At 61.9% G+C, this 22,301-nt stretch carries 20 protein-coding genes; 10 read left to right on the forward strand and 10 right to left on the reverse strand.

The window, feature by feature from the left end; genetic code table 11:
• Positions 1 to 6: 6 nt before the first annotated feature.
• Both J6524_RS23010 and J6524_RS23015 read right to left on the reverse strand, forming a co-directional pair.
• On the reverse strand, positions 7 to 243 hold the full coding sequence (locus J6524_RS23010; RefSeq protein ID WP_225674722.1) for a hypothetical protein: 237 nt from the start codon (positions 241 to 243) through the stop codon (positions 7 to 9).
• A gap of 814 nt (positions 244 to 1,057) precedes the next feature.
• Complete coding sequence (locus J6524_RS23015) at positions 1,058 to 1,228, reverse strand: hypothetical protein (protein ID WP_225674724.1); 171 nt, start codon at positions 1,226 to 1,228, stop codon at positions 1,058 to 1,060.
• A 344-nt stretch (positions 1,229 to 1,572) separates the two neighbouring features.
• Between J6524_RS23015 and J6524_RS23020 the strand changes: the two genes are divergently transcribed.
• The 7 genes from J6524_RS23020 to J6524_RS23050 all read left to right on the forward strand — a co-directional run bounded on the left by J6524_RS23020 (position 1,573) and on the right by J6524_RS23050 (position 8,080).
• Positions 1,573 to 1,809 (forward strand): hypothetical protein, encoded by a 237-nt coding sequence (locus tag J6524_RS23020; protein WP_225674726.1) that lies wholly within the window; start codon positions 1,573 to 1,575, stop codon positions 1,807 to 1,809.
• Positions 1,810 to 2,777: 968 nt separating this feature from the next.
• Positions 2,778 to 3,548: an SDR family NAD(P)-dependent oxidoreductase gene (locus J6524_RS23025; RefSeq protein ID WP_225674728.1), complete on the forward strand. Its 771-nt coding sequence runs from the start codon at positions 2,778 to 2,780 to the stop codon at positions 3,546 to 3,548.
• 278 nt (positions 3,549 to 3,826) lie between these two features.
• The gene (locus J6524_RS23030) at positions 3,827 to 4,099 is read left to right on the forward strand and encodes a PilZ domain-containing protein (RefSeq protein ID WP_225674730.1); all 273 of its coding nucleotides are present in this window, start codon (positions 3,827 to 3,829) and stop codon (positions 4,097 to 4,099) included.
• Positions 4,100 to 4,423: 324 nt separating this feature from the next.
• Positions 4,424 to 5,341, forward strand: a complete 918-nt coding sequence (locus J6524_RS23035; protein ID WP_225674732.1) for a hypothetical protein — start codon at positions 4,424 to 4,426, stop codon at positions 5,339 to 5,341.
• Positions 5,342 to 5,405: 64 nt separating this feature from the next.
• Positions 5,406 to 5,876 (forward strand): MgtC/SapB family protein, encoded by a 471-nt coding sequence (locus tag J6524_RS23040; RefSeq protein ID WP_225674734.1) that lies wholly within the window; start codon positions 5,406 to 5,408, stop codon positions 5,874 to 5,876.
• A 413-nt stretch (positions 5,877 to 6,289) separates the two neighbouring features.
• Positions 6,290 to 6,505 (forward strand): hypothetical protein, encoded by a 216-nt coding sequence (locus J6524_RS23045; protein WP_225674736.1) that lies wholly within the window; start codon positions 6,290 to 6,292, stop codon positions 6,503 to 6,505.
• Between the two features lie 360 nt (positions 6,506 to 6,865).
• The gene (locus J6524_RS23050; RefSeq protein WP_225674738.1) at positions 6,866 to 8,080 is read left to right on the forward strand and encodes an NAD(P)/FAD-dependent oxidoreductase; all 1,215 of its coding nucleotides are present in this window, start codon (positions 6,866 to 6,868) and stop codon (positions 8,078 to 8,080) included.
• A 37-nt stretch (positions 8,081 to 8,117) separates the two neighbouring features.
• Here J6524_RS23050 and J6524_RS23055 read toward each other — a convergent pair whose 3' ends face one another.
• From J6524_RS23055 to J6524_RS23070, 4 genes are all read right to left on the reverse strand, one after another.
• On the reverse strand, positions 8,118 to 11,270 hold the full coding sequence (locus J6524_RS23055) for an error-prone DNA polymerase (protein ID WP_312002450.1): 3,153 nt from the start codon (positions 11,268 to 11,270) through the stop codon (positions 8,118 to 8,120).
• Positions 11,210 to 11,575: a PHP domain-containing protein gene (locus J6524_RS23060; protein ID WP_225675237.1), complete on the reverse strand. Its 366-nt coding sequence runs from the start codon at positions 11,573 to 11,575 to the stop codon at positions 11,210 to 11,212. Before J6524_RS23060 ends, J6524_RS23055 begins: the two co-directional genes overlap by 61 nt.
• Positions 11,572 to 13,089, reverse strand: a complete 1,518-nt coding sequence (locus J6524_RS23065; protein WP_225675239.1) for a Y-family DNA polymerase — start codon at positions 13,087 to 13,089, stop codon at positions 11,572 to 11,574. The genes J6524_RS23060 and J6524_RS23065 overlap by 4 nt, the downstream gene beginning before the upstream one ends.
• A 307-nt stretch (positions 13,090 to 13,396) precedes the next feature.
• Positions 13,397 to 14,206 (reverse strand): ImuA family protein, encoded by an 810-nt coding sequence (locus tag J6524_RS23070; protein WP_225674740.1) that lies wholly within the window; start codon positions 14,204 to 14,206, stop codon positions 13,397 to 13,399.
• Between the two features lie 199 nt (positions 14,207 to 14,405).
• Here J6524_RS23070 and J6524_RS23075 point away from each other — a divergent pair, with 199 nt between their 5' ends.
• Positions 14,406 to 15,842: a UdgX family uracil-DNA binding protein gene (locus J6524_RS23075; RefSeq protein WP_225674742.1), complete on the forward strand. Its 1,437-nt coding sequence runs from the start codon at positions 14,406 to 14,408 to the stop codon at positions 15,840 to 15,842.
• 312 nt (positions 15,843 to 16,154) lie between these two features.
• On the opposite strand, the gene J6524_RS23080 is transcribed toward J6524_RS23075, so the two are convergent.
• Entirely contained in the window at positions 16,155 to 16,625 is a 471-nt protein-coding gene (locus J6524_RS23080; RefSeq protein ID WP_225674744.1) for a VOC family protein, read from the reverse strand.
• Between the two features lie 445 nt (positions 16,626 to 17,070).
• Here J6524_RS23080 and ppk2 point away from each other — a divergent pair, with 445 nt between their 5' ends.
• Positions 17,071 to 17,997, forward strand: a complete 927-nt coding sequence (ppk2, locus tag J6524_RS23085) for a polyphosphate kinase 2 (RefSeq protein WP_225674746.1) — start codon at positions 17,071 to 17,073, stop codon at positions 17,995 to 17,997.
• A gap of 162 nt (positions 17,998 to 18,159) precedes the next feature.
• Here the strand turns inward: ppk2 and J6524_RS23090 are convergent, their stop codons facing one another.
• On the reverse strand, positions 18,160 to 19,332 hold the full coding sequence (locus tag J6524_RS23090) for a M20 aminoacylase family protein (RefSeq protein ID WP_225674748.1): 1,173 nt from the start codon (positions 19,330 to 19,332) through the stop codon (positions 18,160 to 18,162).
• A 200-nt stretch (positions 19,333 to 19,532) separates the two neighbouring features.
• Between J6524_RS23090 and J6524_RS23095 the strand changes: the two genes are divergently transcribed.
• Positions 19,533 to 21,152 (forward strand): GMC family oxidoreductase, encoded by a 1,620-nt coding sequence (locus J6524_RS23095; protein ID WP_225674750.1) that lies wholly within the window; start codon positions 19,533 to 19,535, stop codon positions 21,150 to 21,152.
• A 29-nt stretch (positions 21,153 to 21,181) separates the two neighbouring features.
• On the opposite strand, the gene J6524_RS23100 is transcribed toward J6524_RS23095, so the two are convergent.
• Together J6524_RS23100 and J6524_RS23105 are read right to left on the reverse strand one after the other, a co-directional pair.
• A complete protein-coding gene (locus tag J6524_RS23100; protein WP_225674752.1) occupies positions 21,182 to 21,448 on the reverse strand; it encodes a hypothetical protein in 267 nt (88 codons plus the stop codon).
• Positions 21,449 to 21,767: 319 nt separating this feature from the next.
• Positions 21,768 to 22,175: a GFA family protein gene (locus J6524_RS23105; protein ID WP_225674754.1), complete on the reverse strand. Its 408-nt coding sequence runs from the start codon at positions 22,173 to 22,175 to the stop codon at positions 21,768 to 21,770.
• Positions 22,176 to 22,301: the final 126 nt, after the last annotated feature.

The raw sequence follows: 22,301 nt of genomic DNA on the forward strand, positions 1-22,301 counted from the left end.
GCGGGGCTAACGGTAGCCCTTGCATTTCGTCTCTTCCTTGTAGCTGCCGTCGCGCTCCCACTTGCGCTCGATCTTGCAGCCGCCCCGGTAGAATTCCTGCTTGTACTCTCGATCCATGTTGTAGGCGCGTTGGCCGCGCTCATAGCCATATCCCCATCGGCCCTTGCCGCTTTCGTCTTTCCATGGATCGGCCAAGGCCGGTCCGGTGAGTAACATGAAAATCAACGCGAGCCCAAAGCGCATGCCGAATCCTCCTCCAAATGACCTGGATCGATAACCCAGTGGAGATCGAACGGTTCACGAATTGCACACCGCTGAGGACACTACGATTTTGGCGTCAAACACGGACGTTACCTACCCTGTCATATATTGTGATAGATCGCATTTAATCTAATTAAATACACGTCCACCGATTGGATTTAATCTTGCTCACGTCTCGGGAAATCCCAGCATGGCAAACCCGGGAGAAGAAGGGGACGGAGACCGCCTGATACTCAGAGGGCCGCCTGCCTTGGCGCGATGGTGAAGCTTTCCTTCGACGACAAAGAAGGATCGAAGCTGCTGGACATTGCGGATGCCCAGATTGAGCCCGTCGAATACTTGGCAGATATGGCCGGGGATCTGTCAAAGACAGTACTTCCGGATGTCCGACCGGCGGGAGCCGCAGGCCCGCTGTTTGTGGTTACCTCCGGATTGTGAAGTGTGGCGCCAATGGTGACGCCTGGAAGCTGCCTTCATTCAGAGCTGACTGCCCCTCGCAGATTCCCGCGAGGCATACTTCCGTCCATAGCGGGAAAAATCGGCAATGACTTAGGAACTTCTCGGCACGAAAACGGTATCCTTTGACCACGGGTGCAAGGTGCGCGTGGGAGGGAGGCTCTGATGACGGTGAAAGTCCAATCCGCAGGCTACTACTTGTATCAATTGGAAAAAGATAACCATGAGCTACTCCAGAAATTTGCGGAGCTTGCAACTCTGCGGGAGCTAGTTCGATGCAAAGAGGGAGCCCTGCGCGCGAAGCGAGCGTCTGACGAAAGACCAACGACTATAATACCAACTATGGCCGGCCGTCCTTCCCACCATCACTATCGGGGGACTGGTTGAGCTGACGCAATCGATCTTCCAGCAACTTCTGCTTGGCGATCAATTTTTCACGAAGAACTGACTGCATCAGTTGGTGCAGTTCGAACAGTTCTTCAACCGACATTTTCTCCCACTCACTCAGCATGACGTGCCCCAGCGATCATGAAAGTAACGCTTGTTGCTCTGTCGAAGCCGCAGAGATATGGGAGAGAGGCTCAGTCGCAATGCACGGAAGATATTAAATTAGGATCTGCGGTTCGATGAACCTGACCGCGTGCATAAGCTGACCATGTGAAGAAAATGGCCCCAGCGCAGGAATCGCGCTGAGGCCGTCGTAGTATTCCCATTCCAATCAGCCAGACAGGGTAGTGGGATCCATCTGGCGCCTCGATAAGATCGGGATAAATTGGTAATGTCTGTTCAATACTGAACAGAACACTCGGATTCGCGGCCCGAGTTCCCCTTAGGGCCAAACCAAGGGGATAACCGATGCCCATTTATCGCCTGCTGCAAAATATGCCGATGGGACCTGAAGAGATCAGCCGCTTGACGAGTGCTTACGAGCAAGCATTGCGCACCGTCGGCATTGCTGATCGAGACGATCCGCTGGCCGAGTTGCTCGCAAAGAAAATTATCGAAGTGGCACAGACTGGCATCCGCGAGCCCTCGGATATTTCCGCTCAAGCAATCAAGGAAATCGGAATTGCAACTTGGGAGCCGCCTTGACGCGAGAAGGGCCGGGAAACGTCGGAAACAAAGAACGCAAAGTCTTGAAGGCGGGCCGTGGAGCGCGCCGGCCGGCCGAGATGCGAACGGCATTCCGACCGAGCGCGGTGCTCGCCCAGCCCACGAAGCCGCTTACTTTTCCGAACATCAAGAACGGCCACAATCGGGATTGCCGGGAGATTTTGCGTCTGTTCGGAACGTTCGAATAAAGCCGCTGGTTGTCTTACCTCTATGAAAGGACAACCCATGAAGCTCGCAACAATTGCTTTGTCCTCAGTCCTGATGCTCGGTTCCACACTCGCGCTTGCACAAGCTGGTGGTTCGGGCGACGCCGCTGCTGCCGGCGGCGCAACGGGTGGACCGGCCGGAGCGGGATCCTCCAGCGCCACCAAGGGCGACGCGGCGGGTCCCAGCGGTACGCGGGAAAGCGGGCAAGGCGCCGGTTCGGGCGACGCCTCGGCTGCCGCCGCCGGTGGTGCGACTGGCGGACCCGCCGGGGCTGGTTCCTCCAGTGCTGTTAGGAGCGACACCACAGGCTCCTCAAAAGAAGGCTCCTCAAAAGAGCCCGAGCGGCGCTAACACCATCAGCCGAGGTTAACTTCTTCGGAGATGCGAAAGCCGCGCCACGAAGATCCTTGTCCATTGCGTCTGCGGTCGCGCGACGCCGGCCGCTGGCTTGATGATATGCGCGTCTCGGATATCGAGCCGCGATTCACCTGCCAAGTGTGCGGCCAGCGGGGCGCGGAAGTCCGGCCAAAATTCAAGCCGGCAAGAATGGGTACCTGAAGAAATACGCCACCGCCCGCCCTACGCCGATCCGGAAAAGGCCGCGCGCCGAATCCTCGTCGAGAGGGCGTGCGCTGAAGCTGCAGGATTTCCCGCCGTACATCGCTCATTGTACTTTGATCTTTCTTGCGCGTTACCTGCACCGCTACAATGCGGCGGCATCAACGCAAGGAAAAACAAAAATGGATTTGGGATTGAAGGGCAGAAATGCCGTCGTGCTCGGCGGCACGCGCGGGATCGGGCGGGCGATTGCGGAAACGCTTGCCGCGGAAGGCTCGGGCGTCGCCGTCTGTGCGCGCAATGCCGATCAGGTGGCGGGCACCGTTGCCGAACTCAAGGCGAAGGGCGTGCGCGCGACCGGTGCGCCGCTCGACGTCACTGACGCCGCCGCGCTGAAAGCATGGATAGCGGACGCAGCCAAAGAGCTCGGCAGCCTCGACATGCTGTTCTCCAACGCCGGCGCGATGGCGCAAGGCGGCGATCCCGCCGCCTGGGAGCAAAACTTTCGGCTCGACGTGCTCGGCGCCGTCAATGCATTTGAGGCGGCGCAGCCGTTTCTTGAGGCCAGCGGCGCCAAGAGCGGCGACGCCGCCTTCATCATCATCTCGTCGGTCTCCGCCGCGCAGGCCGACACCGCCAGCTCATACGGCCCGATCAAGGCGGCGCTGATCCACATGGCCAAGGGGCTGGCGCGGCAACACGCGGGCAAGAAGATCCGCGTCAATGTGGTGTCGCCGGGCACGGTCTATTTCAAGGGCGGTATCTGGAACATGGTCGAGCGCGACATGCCCAAGCGCTATCAGGATGCGCTGGCGCGCAACCCGACCGGCCGCATGGCAACGCCGCAAGAGATTGCTAATGCGGCGGTATTTCTTGCGAGCCCCGCCTCTTCGTTCACCACGGGCTCGAATCTCGTCGTCGACGGCGCGATTTCGAACCGGGTGAATTTCTGAGGGGCGGCAGTAGGATAGGCAAAGCGCAGCCTACCCACCATGCATATGGCCATCGGCATAGATGTGGGAGGGAAGCCGCCGGGCGATGCCGTCAGCGGCGGTGAATCCAGTGTGGCGATACCGATGGCGACGGCAGGGTTGTGCGCGCACGGCCTACAACTCGCCAATCAAACCGGGGCAATTTGAATCGATAAGCTAAGGGAACTTTACGAAGTTACATTCACGGTAGCTCCCGCTTCGAAGACCCGGCCGGCTGGGTCCAACGACGGATGGGCAGGATGATTGTCGACGAACAAAGGACAAAGGTGCAGCGCGAACCGCGACGCCAGCTGCGCAAGCGGCCGACATGGATGACAATCGACAACGGGATCACGAAGATCGAATGCGTCGTCCTCGACGTCTCGCCGGGTGGCGCCAAGATCGTGACCGACGCGGCCTTCGATGTCAGGGATAGTTTTGAGTTGGCGCTGGTGCCCGAGCATTCGACGCGCCAGTCCTGCGAAGTGGTCTGGCGGCGCGGCAAGACCTACGGCGTGAAGTTTCTGTCCTAAGAAGCGGCGTCTTCGCCGTTGGCATCAGGGATGTGGCCAAGACGGCGGCCTCGTGGTTCTCACGGCGATGCGAAGCATCGTCCGGAGGCGGCGCTTACGCGCATTCCGCGTCCCGTGTGAAATCTTACCCCCAATACAAGCCTAGAACCTCATCCTGAGGAGCCGCCTATCGCGCGAATGCGCGCCCGATGACAGGCTTCGCGGCGTCTCGAAGGATGCAGGCCCGGTTGTCACATTTGCCCGCCCCACTCTCGTCGCGATTGGCTTTGACATGTGACTGTATTATTACAGTTAAATGTCAGTTCGAATACAGCGGAGCGACGAATGAGCTTGGAATGGCAGGCGCGGTCAGGTTCCCTGGCCTGGTCAAATCCTGTGGCCCGGTGGTGGGGACTGTTGACGGTGGTAAGCGGCGTCAACATCGCCGCCTGGTTCGTGCTGTACCGCGAGCTTCCTATCCAGCCGACGGGATTTGCCGGCAGCGCGTCTGGCATCGGGATCATGCTGCTGTTCTGCGCGGCCTATGTGTTCGGTTGCGCCTTCAGGTCGTTTCTGCCACGCGCTGACGTGCAGCGGATCTGTTTGTTCGACACCTGGCTGTCGAGCGTCATGGTCGGCCGGTCGGTGGCGACCGTCGCCGAAGTGTGTTTCGTGGCGCAATGGGCGATCATCCTGCATCACCTCGGCACGATGACCGGGGCAGAAACGGTCATTAACATCGCGTGGCTGATCGTTCCGCTCATCCTGATCGCGGAATGCCTGTCCTGGTATGCGGTTCTGACCCGAAACTATCTCGGCAATGCGATCGAGAATTCGCTGTGGGCGGTCGCCTTCTTCGCCATCGGCGTCGCGCTGTGTCGCCTGCTGCCGGAGTTCAACGGCGCGGTCCGCGTGATTCTCGCCGTCAGCATCGCCGGCATTGCGGGCTACCTGGCATTTCTCATGACGGTCGACGTGCCGATGTATATCAAACGCTGGCGGACCGGAGACGCCGATGGCGATAAGCGCCTGACGCCGCGGGAGGGGCTGCGCGATGTGATGACTCGCTGGGTCGTGACGCATGATATCGCCGAGTGGAAGGAAGAGATGGCCTGGATGGCGCTTTATTTCAGCCTCGCCGTCTGGTCGAGCCTTGCGCTGTGCGTCTTCTATTCGCTTGAGCATCGGCTGCCGCAGTACCGGATCGAAGCCGTGATCGTAAGCGGGGCGTCGAGCGCGCCCCTCGCCGGCAACCCGCGGTAAGGCGCACTGCCGCGTTACACGCCCGTAGCGCGGTCGCTGGCCTTGTTTCAGAAGGGCGGTTTTTTTGGACCGATTTCAGATAGGCATTCATATTCTGACGCTGGCGGCGGCTTTCGTGCTGGCCATACCGATCGGTTGGGATCGTGAAAAGCGGGCGCGGAGCGCAGGCCTGCGCACCTTTCCGCTGGTCGCCCTGGCAAGCTGCGGCTTCGTGCAGGCCAGCGAACAGTGGATGGTGAATTCTCCCGATGGCATGTCGAAGGTAATCGAGGGCGTGATCACCGGCATCGGCTTCATCGGCGGCGGCGCGATCCTCAAGCAGGGCGCCACGGTGCAGGGCACTGCGACGGCGGCAAGTCTGTGGGCCACCGGCGCGATCGGCGTTTCGGTCGGGCTCGGCAGCTACGATGTCGCGGTAACGATCGCGGCATTCACCTTCCTGACGCTGAGGCTGCTCACGCTCGTGAAGGAGGAGCGCGACCTGCAGATCGGCCAGGACGGCAAATACGTTAATGACGAAGAGAAGAAGGACTGAGTGCGTAGCGGGTGAGCCAAGGTTCTGATGTACTGGGCCTGATCGCGAGGGGTCGAGCCGCAGGCGCAGTCCGACACCTACGATGCATACCAATCACCGCACCGTGAGGCTGTTTCGTCGCCCGCGGGGGCATGAAATATTCCGCGCCTTGCGCGAAGCCATTTTCTCGGCCGAGGAAGAAATCCGGAAACGAAGGCGTCGTAAACTGCCCGGTGATCAGACATGGAGTCGATCATGGGGACGCTCATCAACATGCTCTACCGGGAATACTGTCGAGCTCGGTTGTTGGAGATGCGCAGGATCAGCCTCGCTCGCTAAAGAAGCGCAAGCAATCTGTCGCAGCCGGCATTTGCTGATTTGCGAGAACCGAAATCAGGAATCAACTTGTCGGACCGAGATCGAAGGAGAAGGTCATGCAGCCATCGACAGACGATCTGCTGATACGTCAAATCAGTGCGCTGATATCCGCGACCGCCAATGCAGCATCCACTAACGGGGAACATGCCCCCTTCATCGAGGCACGGCTGTACCAGAGCCTCGCTGCACATTGCGCCGAGAAGCAAAAGATCGCAGCCATGCTTGCGAAAAGTGGCGTCAGCGCCACGCGAACGGGATTAATCTACTGGTAGATCGGAGCCAGGAGATCTCGCGGATCGTCGGCAAGGCCATCACTGCGGTACCGGTTTGTTTTCCTCTCACGCCGCGTCCGAGGGGATACGCTCCGGCCCGTCATCCCCAACCCATCTCGCTCGGGAGCGCGATCCGCCCCTGAACTGACCCCGAAATTTGTCCCGGCGAAATTCCGAACTCGCGCTTGAATGCCCGATTGAACGCCGCTTCCGCGTGGATCCGAACCGGCTGCAAAGAACCACGGAGTTTCGGCAAAGTTGCGGCTTCGGCTTCTCGCTAGGCTCGAATGCATGGGCCCGACCGCCGCAACCGGTCAGTCCGGCTGCCATGAATTGGCGCGTACGAACAAGGAGGTTCTGATGGACAAGGCGTTCGACGTGATCGTCATGGGCGCGCGCTGCGCCGGCTCGCCGACAGCGATGCTGCTGGCGCGTAGGGGATACCGGGTGCTGGCGGTCGATCGCGCATCATTCCCGAGCGACACCGTCTCAACACATCTCGTGCATCCCCGCGCCGTGAATGCGCTGGCACGGTGGGGTCTGCTCGACCGGCTGGTGGCGACCGGATGCCCGCCGATCCACACCTACTCCTTTGACTTCGGCGCCTTCACGATTGCCGGCGCTCCGGGGATGGACAAGGACTCCGTTGCCTACTGCCCGCGGCGGACAATCCTCGACAAGCTGCTTGTCGATGCCGCCGCCGAATCCGGTGCGGAGATTCGTCAGGGTTTCGTAGTCGAGGAGATCATTTTCCAGGGAGCGCGCGTCGTCGGCATCAGGGGTCGATCGAAGCACGGCGGCGCTGTTACGGAACATGCCGAAATGATCGTGGGCGCCGATGGCCGGCACTCCATGCTCAGCGAGGCGGTGCATCCCGAGCACTACCGCGACAAGCCGCCTTTGCTGGCGGGTTACTACAGCTATTGGAGAGGACTGCCGACCGACGGCCGCTTTGAAACCTTCATCCGCGACAGGCGCGCATTTGCAGCAATGCCGACCCATGACGACTTGACGCTCGTCATTGCCGGATGGCCCTACGCGGAGTTTGCGGAAAACAAGAAGGACATCGAAGGCAATTACCTGAAGGCAATCGAGCAGGCGCCGGACTTTGCGAGGCGGCTGCGTAGCGCAACGCGCGAAGCACCGTTCGCCGGCACAGCTGTCCCGAACTATTTTCGCAAGCCTTACGGGCCCGGCTGGGCTCTCGTAGGAGACGCCGGCTATAACAGGGACTTCATAACAGCGCAGGGAATCCTCGACGCCTTCCGCGACGCCGAACTCTGCGCCGGGGCGATCGACCAATCATTGTCGGGCGCGCGGCCATTCGAGGAAGCCATGAGCGAGTATCAGCGCATCCGCGACGCCGACGTTGGCGCGATGTACGATTTCACCTGCGACCTCGCAACGCTCGAACCGCCGCCACCCGAGCTACAACGGATCCTTGGCGTGGTTCATGGCAACCAGGCCGCCATGGACGGCTTTGCGCGTATGAACGCCGCGACGATATCGCCGACGGAATTTTTCGCGCCTGAGAACGTCGAAGCGATCTTGGCTGCTGCGGAAACGAGAGCTTAGGGGGCGAGCGCATAGCGACGCGCAGCGCTACTGTAGCTCAATGAAAATCCCGGGACGGCGGCAGGATGCGGACGTCGCGGGGGTGGCGGATTTTTTGCGCTGGCGTATCGGCATGGTCGCGGCGGTCGTCGTTGAGCGGTTCGACCAGCACGGAGCCTGCCGGCACCGGAGGCTTGCGGCTCAGCGCGTCGTTGGCGAGGCCGATCAGGTCGTGGGAACGGTCGAACATCCGCTGCGCCACCAGATGCGTCACTTCCTCGGGGCTACTCTGGACATAGCCCTCGACCAGGATCAGGCGCGCGCCCATCACTTCCTTGCGGTACTGCTCCATCACCTTGGGCCACACCACGATATTGGCGATGCCGGTCTCATCCTCCAGCGTCATGAACACGACGCCCTTGGCGCTGCCCGGGCGCTGCCGCACCAGCACCACGCCGGCACAGCGGACGCGACGCTTATCGCTTGTGTGGTTGACGTCCTTGCAGGGGACGACGCGCTCTTTGGTGAACATCTCGCGCAAGAACTCCATCGGGTGGCCCTTCAGCGACAGGCGGACCGTCTGGTAGTCGGCGACCACCTGCTCGGGCAGCGGCATCTCGGGCAACGGCTTGGCGTTCTCGTCCGGCTGCTCGCGGGCGATTGCGGCCTGAAACAGCGGCAGCGGCACGTCGTCGGGCAGCCGCCGTACCGCCCAGAGCGCCGCGCGGCGATCGAGCCCGATCGAGCGGAAGGCATCGGCGTCGGCAAGCAGGATCAGCGCGCGCTTCGGCAAGCCGGTGTCGCGGGCAAATTCCTCCAGCGAGGTGAAAGGCCGGCGCTTGCGGGCGGCGACGATGCGGTCGGCCCAGTCGGTTGTTTCTGCAACTGCCGCTCCGCGGGCGCGCTTCACCTCTCCCGCTTGCGGGGGAGGTCGGATCGCATCGAATGATGCGATCCGGGTGGGGGCTCCCTCCATACGGGCAGTATGACTCGTGGAGGCACCCCCACCCCGACCCTCCCCCGCAAGCGGGAGAGGGAGCACAGTCCCCGTGCGGTTGACTGACACGCCCCGGAATGATGCCTGGCTTCTTTTCAACCTTTCCTCATCCTCATCGAGCCAGTGGAAGCCGTCGATCTGGCGGAAGCCGAGACGGACGGCGCAATATTTGCCGTCCCCCTCCTCCAGCGTGTTCTGCGCAAAGCTGTAGGACACATCGATCTCGCGAACCTCTACGCCGTTCTTGCGGGCATCGCCGACGATCTGGGCGGGCGCATAAAAACCCATCGGCTGCGAGTTGAGCAGGCCGCAGCAGAAGGCGTCGGGGTGATAATGCTTCAGCCATGAGGAGATATAGACGAGCTGGGCGAAGCTCGCGGCATGGCTTTCCGGAAAGCCGTAAGAGCCAAAACCCTTGATCTGGTCGAAGCAGCTCTTGGCGAATTCAGCATCATAGCCGCGCGCGATCATGTTGCCGATCAGCTTGGTTTCGTACTTGCCGATGGTGCCGAGATTGCGGAAGGTCGCCATCGAGCGGCGCAGGCCGTTGGCCTCTTCGGGCGAAAACTTGGCGGCCTCGATCGCGATCCGCATCGCCTGCTCCTGGAATAGCGGCACGCCGAGCGTCTTGTGGAGCACGCGGTACAATTCGTCCGCCGGTCCGTGATCGGGCGATGGCGAGGGATAGCTCACTTTTTCCTGGCCGTTCCGCCGCCGCAAATAGGGATGCACCATGTCGCCCTGGATCGGGCCGGGCCGCACGATCGCGACTTCAATGACGAGATCGTAAAATGTCTTCGGCTTCAAACGCGGCAACATGTTCATCTGTGCGCGGCTTTCGACCTGGAACACACCGAGGGACTCTCCCCTCTGCAGCATTTTAAAAACATCATCGTTGTCGATCGCCTTGATGTCAGCCAATTCGTATCGCTTTCCCTTATGGTCGGCGATCAGGTCAAAGCATTTGCGGATGCAGGTCAGCATGCCCAGCGCCAGCACGTCGACCTTCATCATGCTAAGCGCGTCGACATCGTCCTTGTCCCATTCGATGAAGGTGCGGTCGTCCATCGCGGCGTTGCCGATCGGCACATACGTATCGAGCCGGTCCTGCGTCAGCACATAACCGCCGACATGCTGCGACAGATGACGGGGGAATTCGATCAGCTCGGCGGCAAGCTCGACCGCGAGTTCGACCATCGCATTCTGCGGATCGAGTCCGGCCTGGCGGACCTGCATCTCGTTGAGGCCCTTGCCCCAGCTTCCCCAGACCGTATCGGCGAGCGCGGCAGTGACGTCTTCCGTCAGCCCCAGCGCCTTGCCGACGTCGCGGATCGCGCTGCGCGGGCGATAATGGATGACGGTCGCGATAACAGCGGCGCGGTGACGGCCGTAGCGGCGGTAGACATATTGCATCACCTCCTCGCGCCGCGAATGCTCGAAATCGACGTCGATGTCGGGCGGCTCCAGCCGCTCCTTGGAGATGAAACGCTCGAACAAGAGATCGACCTTGGTCGGATCGACCGAAGTGACGCCGAGCACGTAGCAGACGGCCGAGTTCGCTGCTGATCCCCTGCCCTGACAGAGGATGTTCTGGCTGCGGGCATATTGCACGATGTCGTGCACGGTCAGGAAATAATGCGCGTATTTCAATTCGGCGATTAGATCGAGCTCCTTGCGCAAGGTAGCGCGCAACTTGTCGTCGATTACCCCACCGAAGTATTTGTCGACGCCCGCCCAGGTGAGATCTTCGAGATGCTCCTGCGCGGTCTTGCCCGGCGGCACCGGCTCGTCCGGATACTGATATTTGAGCTGATCGAGCGAGAACAAAATACGGCTCGCAAAGCGCATGGTTTCCACAATCGCCTCGGGGAGATCGCGAAATAGCCGCGCCATTTCATGCGGCGGTTTCAGGTAGCGCTCGGCATTAGCCTCGAGCCGCCGGCCGATGGCATCGATCGTGGTCTTCTCCCTGATGCAGGTCAGCACGTCCTGCAGCCGGCGGCGGGCGGGATGATGGTACAGCACCTCGTTGTTAGCGAGCAGCGGGACTTTTGCGGCGTGTGCGATGCGGTGCAGCCGTGCGAGGCGACGCCGGTCGTCGCCGCGATAGAGCAGGCTTGCGGCGAGCCAGACGCCATCGGCGCCACTGTCCTTCAACCGCTGCAGGATTTTTGACGCGCCCTCCGCATCGAAACGGTGCGGTAGCGCCAGCACCAGAAGCTGGCCTTCGGCCCGTAAGCGGCGCGGTCGCGCGGATAGACCAGAATGTCGGGCGTGCCATCGATGAAGACGATCCGCGCGCCGATCAGAAGCTTTGGTTTGTATTTGACCTCGGGATTGTCGAGCTCCTTGTAGGCGCGCACCACGCCGGCCAGCGTGTTGTGATCGGCGATGCCGATCACGGGAATGCCGAGTTCGCTTGCCTGATGCACATAGGCGCGCGGGTCCGAGCCGCCGCGCAGGAACGAGAAATTGCTGGTGATGCCGATCTCGGCATAATTGTCGAAGGGGCTTTTCATGCGAATAGTCCGTGCACGAACCATCTGGGCGGCGTGGGTTCGCCCTCCTCATCCGCCAGCTCGCTTTCATAGAGGCCGTCGCGAAAGATCCAGAAGCGCTGGCCCGCTTCATCCTCGATGCGGAAATAATCCCGCGTCGGGCCGTCGCCGTTCTGCTTCCACCATTCCATGGCGATGCGTTCGGGTCCCTCCACCCGTACCACCGCGTGCGTCACGCGCCGCCAGGTGAACTGGTGTGGCGGACCGTCAGGCACGGTCGCGAACGGCACCTTGATGGGCTCCGGCTTTTCGAACAGCCGCAAGGGCCGGAGCGGCGGCTCGCCCGCGATCCGCTCCGGCCAAGCCGCCTGCGTCGCCGCCGCCAGATGATGTTGCGCCGACACAGCGCGCACGGCGCTTTCAGGAATGTGGGTATCCTCAGGCAGATGCACGACGACGCGCTTTCCGCCGATGCGCGCGGCGATGCGGTCGATCAACGCGGACAATTCGTCACTGTCGTGAACATTGGCATCGAGATCGCGCTGCTGCTGCACTACGATTTCGGTGCGGCTGGCGGAAAGGCGGATGAGATCGAAGCCGAAGCCGGGATCGAGGGGATCATTGAGCGCCTCTAACCGCTCGCGGAACAGGCGATCGATCACCTCCGGCTTCGTTACGGGACGTCCGGTCTCGACGGGAATCGTGCGCACCGCGCCGTCGGTGCGGAAAAAACTTGCTTCCAGCTTTCGGGCGCCCTTGCCCTGCTTGTCCATCGCCGTGACCAGCATGGTCGCCAGTGCGGACAGGTTCATCGCGATCACGGTGTCGGTGGCGACCGGGTCAGGAAAGCGTTTCTCGACGATGTAATCCGGCAGCGGCTTTCGCGGGCTGATCGGCCCATCGCCCTGCCCCAGCGCCTGCTGCAACAGTGCCGTAAAGGACGCGCCAAACCGCGCAGTGATTTCGTGAGGCGCGCGCAAGGCAACATCGCCGATGGTCTTCAATCCGGCGCGGCGCAGGCCAGCGGTGATGGCATCCTCAGCGCCGAGCGCAGATACCGGCAGCGGAGCGACGGCTTCCGCCTCCTCGCCATCGGCAACGATCTTTCCGGAGGCGTGGCGCGTCACCGTGCGGGCGCAGATCGCGGTAGAAGCGATCGCTGCGCTGACGGCAAAGCCGCGGCGGCTCAGTGCGCCGCTCACGATCTGCAACAGCGCACGCTCGCCGCCGAACAGATGGGCGCAGCCGGTGATATCGAGATAGAGCCCGTGCGGCGGATCGAGCGCCACCAGGGGCGTGAAGCGGTCGCACCAGTCGGCGATGTCTTCGAGCATCTTGCGGTCGGCGACTTCATCGGCATCAAACACCGTCAGCTCAGGGCAGATCGCGCGGGCATTGGCGAGCGGCAGGCCGATCGAAACGCCGGCGCGGACGGCGGCCTCGTCGAGGGAGTGAATCAGGATGGCGTTGTGCTGCTTGGCGACGACGACGGTGGGGTAGGAATCGGCGATGCTGGTGGAGGAAGTTCCCTCTATACGAACAGTGTCACTCGCGGCGAAACCCCCACCCCAACCCTCCCCCGCAAGCGGGAGAGGGAGCCGACTGTTCGTGTTGTGAGAGGTGTCACCCAGCGCATCGCTGTTGTTCCCTCCCCCCTTGCGGGGGTCGAGACGAGCGGAACTCGCTCTTGGGGTTAGGGAGAGGGGTAAGCCACGAGCACTGCCGTTGCCGCCACCCCTCTCCCCAGCCCTCCCCCGCAAGGGGGGAGGGAGCGCACCGGTCGTGTCGTGAGCAGCGTCGCTCGAAATCGCTTTGGAATTTTCATCCGCCGCCCTGCAGTTTTCAGCTTGCACGCCGCTGGAGGCTGAAAGCTTCCGCTTGATGCGGTCGACGGGCAGGCGTGGCAACCACAGGCTGAGGATGCGACGCCGGTTCACTGAATTGGCTCTCATCACAATTCCATTCCATGATCCACCGGCCAACCGGGCCATGACGGTTACGAACGAGCTGCGCGTCGAAGACGGGTGCGCCCCACGCGCTCCAAGGCGCCGCAGGCATTGAAGGGGCGGAAGGCGGCGAATGCGCCGCGCGCACGATCCACCTTGTCTCCGCCGTCGAAGGCCGCGGCTCCGCCGCCACCCGCAGCAGCAAGGCGGTGACGCCCGAAGCTTGCGCAGCCAATGTAAGTTTGCGGCTGGCGACGAGATCGAGCTGGCGCGCCTGGCCCCAGACCTCGAGCACGACGGCGCCGAGCGCATCGCAGGCCAGCGCATCGGCGGCGGTCCGCAGCGCGGCATCGGTGTCGGCGGCGCGCACGGTCACGAGCAGCCGCGGGTCGAGACCCAGCTCGGCAAGCCCGCTCATCGACAGCGCGCCCGCTTCAATTTCCGAAAAATCCTGCCGCACCCAGACCAGCGGCCGGCGCGACGATACCCGTCCCGCGAGGCCAGCGATGAAGCCGGTGGCCGTTGCGCTCTGATGACCCTCGGCGAACACTTCATGGACCGCTGCGACCGCAAGCCCGCCTTGCAGCACAGAATCCGCTGCCGCATGGCCGAGCGCGATCTTGTTGAGATCATGCGCCGCGCCCTGCTCCAGGCGCTCGATGCTTCCGCGCAAAGTCGCAAGCGTGCTCATGCGTGCGGTGCTCATGCGCCGCTCCTTCAAGAGTTTGGCCTTTGCCGCTTCTTCCCGAGTGAACGCGCGGCTGGCTCATTTGTTCATGATATGTTCTAATATAAAGCTAACAGGCCAAGCAGAGTCAACTGAGATCGAAGCTCAGGAGATTCATGAATAGAATCAAAGGGATTCACGATGGACGTGACGGCGGAGTATGCGGAGAGCAAGCACCATGCACCACATCATCCTCGACAGCGAAACTGATTTCGACGGCTGGCGTAACGCGGCGCGCGCGCTGGCGCTGAACGACGTCAAACCATCCAACGTGACATGGCGCGTGGCCAACGATGCGTCCGAATTGTTCGCGCCGACGCATCAGCCGCTCGAACCGCCACAGGGCACCTTCAGCGTCCCGGCCAGATTCGTCGAACTGGCTGAAGTCGCAATCCTGCATCGCAACCCCGAGCGGTTCGCCCTGCTCTATCGCCTGCTGTGGCGGCTGCGCCAACATCACGATCTACTCGAGATCGCGACCGATCCCGACGTGGCTGAGATCACGGCCATGGCAAAAGCCGTGCGCAGCGACGAGCACAAGATGCACGCTCTCGTCCGCTTCCGCGAAGTCGGCCGCGAGCAGAAGTCGCACTTTGTCGCCTGGTTCGAGCCGGAGCATCACATCGTCGAATTGGCCGCCCCGTTCTTCGCGCGCCGTTTTGCCGACATGCCCTGGTCGATCCTCACCCCCGATGTCTGCGCGCATTGGGACGGCCATGCCGTTTCGTTCACGCCGGGCGTTGCCAAAAGCGAAGCGCCAACTGCCGATCGGCTCGAGGAAACCTGGCGGAGCTACTACGCCAGCATTTTCAATCCCGTGCAAAAGGAGATGCCGGGCAAATACTGGAGGAACCTGCCGGAGGCTTCATCGATTAAACCCCTGATCGAAGGCGCAGAGCGCACCGCAAGCGCGATGATCGCGAAGGCCGCGACCGAACCGCACAAGCCGCAGACGCGGCTGGAACCATCAGTGGAAAGCGACGAGGCAAGCGAAATGGCACGCAGACGTGCTGACGACATCGAGATGTTGCGCGAGGAAGCCGCCGATTGCCGCGCCTGTCATCTCTATAAGCACGCGACCCAGACGGTATTCGGCGAAGGCCAGCAGACGGCGCAGATCATGCTGGTCGGCGAACAGCCCGGCGACAAGGAAGATCTCGCCGGCAAACCGTTCGTCGGGCCTGCGGGGCAGATGCTCGACCGCGCGCTGGAAGAAGCCGGCATCGACCGCCGCAAGGTCTACGTCACCAATGCGGTGAAGCATTTCAAATTCGTGCCGCGCGGCAAAATCCGCCTGCACCAGAAGCCCAACACGCCGGAGATCAAGGCATGCCGGCAGTGGTACGAACGCGAACTGGCCGCGATCCGGCCCGATCTCGTGGTGGCGATGGGCGCCACCGCTGCGCAAAGCGTGTTCGGGAAGATCACGCCGATCAACAAGAACCGCGGCCGCCCGATCGATCTGGATGATGGAACCCGGGCCATGGTGACGGTGCATCCGTCCTATCTGCTGCGCCTGCCTGATGCGGATGCCAAAGCGCGCGAATACCGGCGCTTTGTCCAGGACCTCAAAATTGCCGCCGCGGTGCTGCGAAAATCAGCACATGCGGCCTGAATTCCGCCAATCGGCGCTGCGCAATTTCTGGTGAAATATAACGGAAAAATTGACAATCGCGCTTGCAACCATTAATTGATAGTGGACACAATCGCATTCTCAAGGAATGTGGGACGTCTGGTCACGCTAGATGCTCCCATATGGTCGACGCGCTGCGCGGTCCTCCTCCAGCCCCGGCGCCGTGCAGCGCGCGACCCTTCTTCCTTTAGCTCTCGGCCTTTAGCCCTCGCGTTGCACAGCGACGCAATCGCGCTCGGCGCTTGATCGTCCAGGCGCAAGCTGCCTGCTTCAGCGGCGTGTTACCCGCGCGTTCTAGCCTTTCGCCACCGCTTCTATTTCCGCAATGTTGAACTTGACCATCTTCAACATGGCCTCGGAAACGCGCTTGGCCTTGGCGCGATCGGGATCGTTCATCAATTCGCCGAGCCGTCTGGGTGCAATCTGCCAGGACAGGCCCCAACGATCCCTTAGCCAGCCGCATTGCTCGATCTTGCCGCCCTCTCGCAAGGCGTCCCACAAATGGTCGATTTCAGCCTGCGTGTCGCATTCGACCATGATCGAGAAGCTGTGGTTGAACGGGTCGAGCGGGCCCGCCTCGATCGCCATGTAGCGCTGGTCGGCCAGGGTGAAGGCGGCGATCTTGACACTGCCGGCGGGCCCGCTCGGGCTGTCGGCCGGTAGGGATGAAATCCATTGCACCGCCGAACCGCGAATCAGCGAGGTGTAGAAGCTGATCGCGGCCTCCATGTCCTTCTCGAACCAGAGATGCTGTGTGACCTTCATCGACGTTCCTTTCCTGAGATACCCGGCCACGGGGCGGCCGCTTCCGCACCAAGGACGGATGGAGGGCGGCGTGTTCCGACAGGGCGATAAAAAAAGTTGTGAGACGATTTCCTCAAACCACGCGTGGCCTGAAGGGGACCACGGCGGGCATCCCTGGCCGTCCGCGGCCGGGATAGCCCAACTGTCATTAGCGGTTCGCAATCTCCTGATGGCATGGGCCGCTGCGGTGCCGGCCGCGATCTGCCTGTCAGCGAGCTCTACGTACTGTTCTCGAACCTAGGCCATCAGCGATGCCCGGGACGCTGCCGTGGCAGCTCGATGGATAGCAGAAGACGGAACCAAACCGCGGCGTTTTGCTTTCCGCAAAGCACCTGACGGATGATACGGCAGGACATCGACGTACACAGTTCACGCAAACCCAGCAGCTCTGCAGCCGGAACCCGCCATGACCAAAAGGCCCCCGAATGACACCACGCCGATCCAAGACCGCATTCAGGCGGAAATGCTGGACAGTTTCGATGAAGAACTGGAGCTTGAAATCGATGACGACCGCCTCGATGCGCTGACCAATGAATTTGCCGATCATACGGCAGAAGAGACGATCGACCGGCGCATCTACTTCAAGGAATTAATCCGTCTGCAGGGTGAACTGATAAAATTGCAGACCTGGGTACAGCACCACCATCTCAAGGTGGTGGTGATTTTCGAGGGGCGCGATTCCGCAGGCAAGGGCGGCGTCATCAAGCGCATCACCCAGCGGCTTAATCCGCGGGTGTGCCGGGTCGCAGCGCTTCCGGCGCCGAACGAGCGTGAGCGCACGCAATGGTATTTCCAGCGCTACGTGTCGCATTTGCCGGCCGGTGGCGAGATCGTGCTGTTCGACCGTAGCTGGTATAACCGCGCCGGCGTCGAGCGCGTGATGGGCTTCTGCACTGAAGACGACGTCGAGGAATTCTTCCGGTCGGTGCCGGAGTTCGAGCGCATGCTCGTGCGCTCCGGAATCACCCTCATCAAGTACTGGTTTTCCATCACCGATGAGGAGCAGTATTTGCGCTTCATGATGCGGATTCACGATCCGCTCAAGCAGTGGAAGCTGAGCCCGATGGATGTGGAATCGCGCAGCCGCTGGGAGCAATACACCAAGGCCAAGGAAGCGATGCTGGAGCGTACCCATATTCCGGAAGCTCGCTGGTGGCTCGTCGAGGCCGACGACAAGAAGAAGGCACGATTGAACTGCATCGCGCATCTGCTCGAACAGATTCCCTACCAGGAAATCAAGCGCGAGCCGGTGGTACTGCCGCCGCGGGTTCGCAACCCCGAATATAGCCGCGGGCCGATTCCACGCGAAATGTACGTCCCGGAGCGCTATTGAGCGGCGTGACGACCCCTCAGATACTGAAGGCGAAGAGCCTTGCCGCACTTCAAGTTGCGGCTGAGCGGCAAATAATGAAGGCCTGTATTGGAGATACAGGCCTTCCTTGATGCTGTCTCGCACTTCCAGTGCGGACCGAAGTTGAAGCGGCGCCGCGCGCCCTTAAGACGCCGCCAACTTGTTCTCGACCAGCTTGATCCAGTACGAGGTGCCGTACACGATCGCCTCGTCGTTGAAATCATAGGCGGGGTGATGCAGCCCTGCGCTGTCGCCGTTGCCGCAGAAGATGAAGGCGCCCGGGCGAGCTTCCAGCATGTAGGAAAAATCTTCCGCGCCCATCAGCGGCGGCATCTCATGAACGTTCTGGGCGCCGGCAACTTCCTTGGCGACCTGCGTGGCAAATTCGGTCTGCTCGGCATGGTTTTTGGTCACGGGATAGCCGCGCTCGTAAACCAGATCGATCTTCGCGCCGGTCATTTTGGCGACGCCCTCACAGACCTCGCGGACGCGCCGCTCGACCGTTTCGCGTACCTCCGGCGTCAGCGTCCGCACGGTGCCGCGGAGTTCGGCGGTTTGCGGGATAACGTTGCGCGCATTGCCGGCGTGGAACTCGCAGATTGAGATCACGGCCGATTCTAGCGGATCGATGGTCCGCGAGACGATCCCTTGCAGCGCCGTGATGAGCTGGGAGCCGACCAGCACGGAATCGATGCATTTGTTCGGGCGCGCGGCGTGGCCGCCGAGGCCCTCGATCTTGATGTCGACCGAGTCGGTTGCGGCCATCACCGGGCCGGAGCGGATGGCGAAGGAGCCGACCGGAATCCCGGGACCATTGTGCATGCCGTAGACCTGCTCGATGCCGAACCGGTCCATCAGCCCGTCCTGGATCATGGCGGCGGCGCCTGCCCCGCCCTCCTCGGCCGGCTGGAAGATCACGACCGCGTTGCCGGCAAAATTCCGGGTCTCGGCGAGGTATCGCGCTGCCCCCAAAAGCATCGCGGTGTGCCCGTCATGGCCGCAAGCGTGCATCTTGCCCGGCGTCTTGGAGGCGTGGGGCAGATTGGTTTCCTCTTGGATCGGGAGCGCATCCATGTCGGCGCGCAGCCCAATCACCCTGATCTCGCCCCTGCCAGGCTGCTTGCCCTTGATGACGCCGACGACGCCGGTCTTGCCGAGGCCGGTGGCGACCTCGTCGCAGCCGAATTCGCGCAGGCGATCCGCTACAAATGCTGCAGTGCGGTGCACGTCATACAGCAATTCAGGGTTTTGATGGATAACGCGACGCCAGGCCTGAATATCGGGTTGCAGATCGGCGACGCGGTTGACGATGGGCATGGGACTTCTCGAACCTCAGGTTGGAACGCTAGGACTTTTGTAGCATGCAAGCGGTGGTCCACCCAATGGCCTGAGCGCGGGGGCTCCATCCCGCAATCGGCGGGCTTGTCCCCGCCATCGGCGTCTGACTAAAAAGCGCGCAATGGAAGTGTGGATGCCGGGACGCCGGACATCGATCAATCAACAAAATTGGGCGGATAATGCCGAAGCGGCTCGAAGGTGATTTCGACTATATCGTGGTTGGCGCAGGGACCGCCGGCTGCATCATGGCCAACCGGCTGTCGGCGAACCCGAACAACCGCGTGCTGATCCTTGAAGCCGGCGGCAACGACAACTGGATATGGTTTCACATTCCGGTCGGCTATCTCTTCGCGATCGGCAATCCCCGTTCGGACTGGATGTTCAGGACCGAGCCGGAGCCTGGGCTCAACGGCCGCTCGCTTGCCTATCCGCGCGGCAAGGTGATCGGCGGCTGCTCCGCCATCAACGCGATGATTTCGATGCGCGGGCAATCCGCCGATTATGATCACTGGCGGCAACTCGGGCTGACCGGCTGGAGCTATGACGATGTCAAGCCGCTGTTCAAACGTCTGGAGGATCATTTCCTCGGGGAAAGCGAACATCACGGCGTTGGCGGCGGCTGGCGCATCGAGGCGCCGCGGCTGTCCTGGGCCATTCTCGACGCGGTCGGCGATGCCGCCGAAGAGATGGGCATCAAGCGCATTCCCGATTTCAACACCGGCGACAATGAAGGCGTGAGCTATTTCCACGTCAACCAGAAGCGCGGCCGCCGCTGGTCATCCGCGCGCGGCTTCCTCAAGCCGGTGCTGAACCGCAGCAATTTGCGGCTGGAAAAGCACGTGCTGGTCGACCGTCTCGTTGTCGAGAACGGCCGCGCGGTGGGTGTGCGCTTCCTGCAAGGCAACGATGTGGTCGAGGCGCGCACCAAAGGCGAAGTTATTTTATGCGCGGGATCAATCGGCTCGACGCAGGTGCTGCACCGCTCCGGCATCGGGCCCGCCGACTGGCTGTCGCCGCTCGGCATCGATGTGGTGCTGGACAAACCGGGTGTCGGCCGCAATCTGCAGGACCATCTGCAGCAGCGCGCGATCTACAAGGTCGAGGGCGTGCGCACGCTGAACGAGACCTACTGGTCGCTGATGCGGCGCGGCTTGATGGGGCTCGACTACGCCTTCCGCCGCCGCGGGCCGCTGACCATGGCGCCCTCGCAGCTCGGCATCTTCACCCGCTCCGATCCACGCCGTGCGCGCGCCAACATCCAGTTTCACGTGCAGCCGCTGTCGCTCGACAAGTTCGGTGATCCCCTGCACCGCTTCCCCGCGATCACCGTGAGCGCCTGCAATCTGCAGCCGACCTCGCGCGGCACCGTGCGCATCCGCTCCGCAAAGCCCGATGAAGCGCCCTCGATCGCACCGAACTATCTTTCGACTGACGACGACCGCCAGGTCGCGGCAGACGCCATCCGCACCACGCGGCGGCTGATGAAACAGAAGCGGCTCGAGCGCTATCACCCGGTCGAATACCTGCCCGGCCCCAGCGTCGGCGATGACGATGCATCATTGGCAAAGGCCGCCGGCGACATCGGCACCACGATCTTCCATCCCGTCGGTACCGCGAAGATGGGCACCGCGAATGATCCGATGGCGGTGGTCGACGAGCGGCTGCGCTTCTACGGCATCGCTGGCCTGCGCGTCGCCGACGCCTCGGTGATGCCCACGATCACGTCGGGCAACACCAATACGCCGACGGCGATGATCGCGGAGAAAGGCGCTGCGATGATTTTGGAGGATGCGACGTAGCCGCCGCATCCTCGCGAGAGATCTTCGCGCTACTGCGCCCTGCGATGATGCCTCGTCGATCTCTGCCGCAGCCGCGGTTCGGGTGCCGGCACAGCCTGGTTGTAGTAGGCATTGGAATTGTAATAGGCGCTCGATTGATCGAACGACCGGTAGGACGGCCGGCCGCCGAGCACGTCGGCATTGGGATGATAGAAGGCAAAGGCGCCGGGCTCCTGGATCGCAGCTTGCGCGAACACGGGCGTTGCGATTGCGGTCATCAGAAACGCGGCGGCGAGTGTCGGGATAGACTTGGTCATTGGTGAGGTTCTCCTTGCCACGAATTCATCCCACCCAGTTGGGTATCGCATCGCAAAATCCGGAGAGCCGTGCGAGGGCTTTCACCACGATGTGAAAAGGCGTGTGCAAGGATGCGCGGCGGCGTGAATGCGAGGAAATACCGTCGGCCGACAATGCGCAGAATATTCGCCTACAAATGAAACAGTCGGCGCGACACTTTCGCTATTGCGCGGCTGTGCCGTAGGGTGGATCAGCGCCAGCGTAACCCGCCGACGATTTCCGGCGGCGAGACAGCGGCGGATTACGCTTTCGCTAATCCGCCCTTACGAATTCCGCATGCTACGTCTGCGGCGGATAGCGCTCGAAGGTCGGCAGTTCGTGCGCGCGCTCCATCCAGTGAATGCGCTCTGCGATCTGGATGTGCATCATCGCTGGCACGGCGTCGGGATCGTCGTAGGTCGCGCTCTGGATGTCGACGATGCCGGGCATGATGTTCGCATTGGTGTAGAACAGTCCCGTGCCGCAGTCAGCGCAGAATTGCCGCCGGCCATGCTCGGAGGATTGGTAGAGCTTCGGCGCTCCCTTCGTGATCTTGAGCGCATTCTCTGGATACATCGTCCAGCCGACCATTGGCGCGCCAGCGTGGCGACGGCAATCTGCGCAGTGGCACAGTGCGTGAACAATGGGTTCGCCCGATATCTCGTAGCGGATCGCACCGCAATGACAGCCGCCGGTGACGTCGACCATGCTTTCCTCCCGATGGACGTGGTCTTACATTGAGTTGTAGGGCGGATTAGCGGAAGCGTAATCCGCCACAAGCCTCACCGATTGTCGGCGGATTACGCCTTCGGCTAATCCGCCCTACGAAACTGC

Origin of the sequence: Bradyrhizobium hereditatis, assembly GCF_020329435.1 — a bacterium.
Lineage (GTDB): Bacteria > Pseudomonadota > Alphaproteobacteria > Rhizobiales > Xanthobacteraceae > Bradyrhizobium > Bradyrhizobium hereditatis.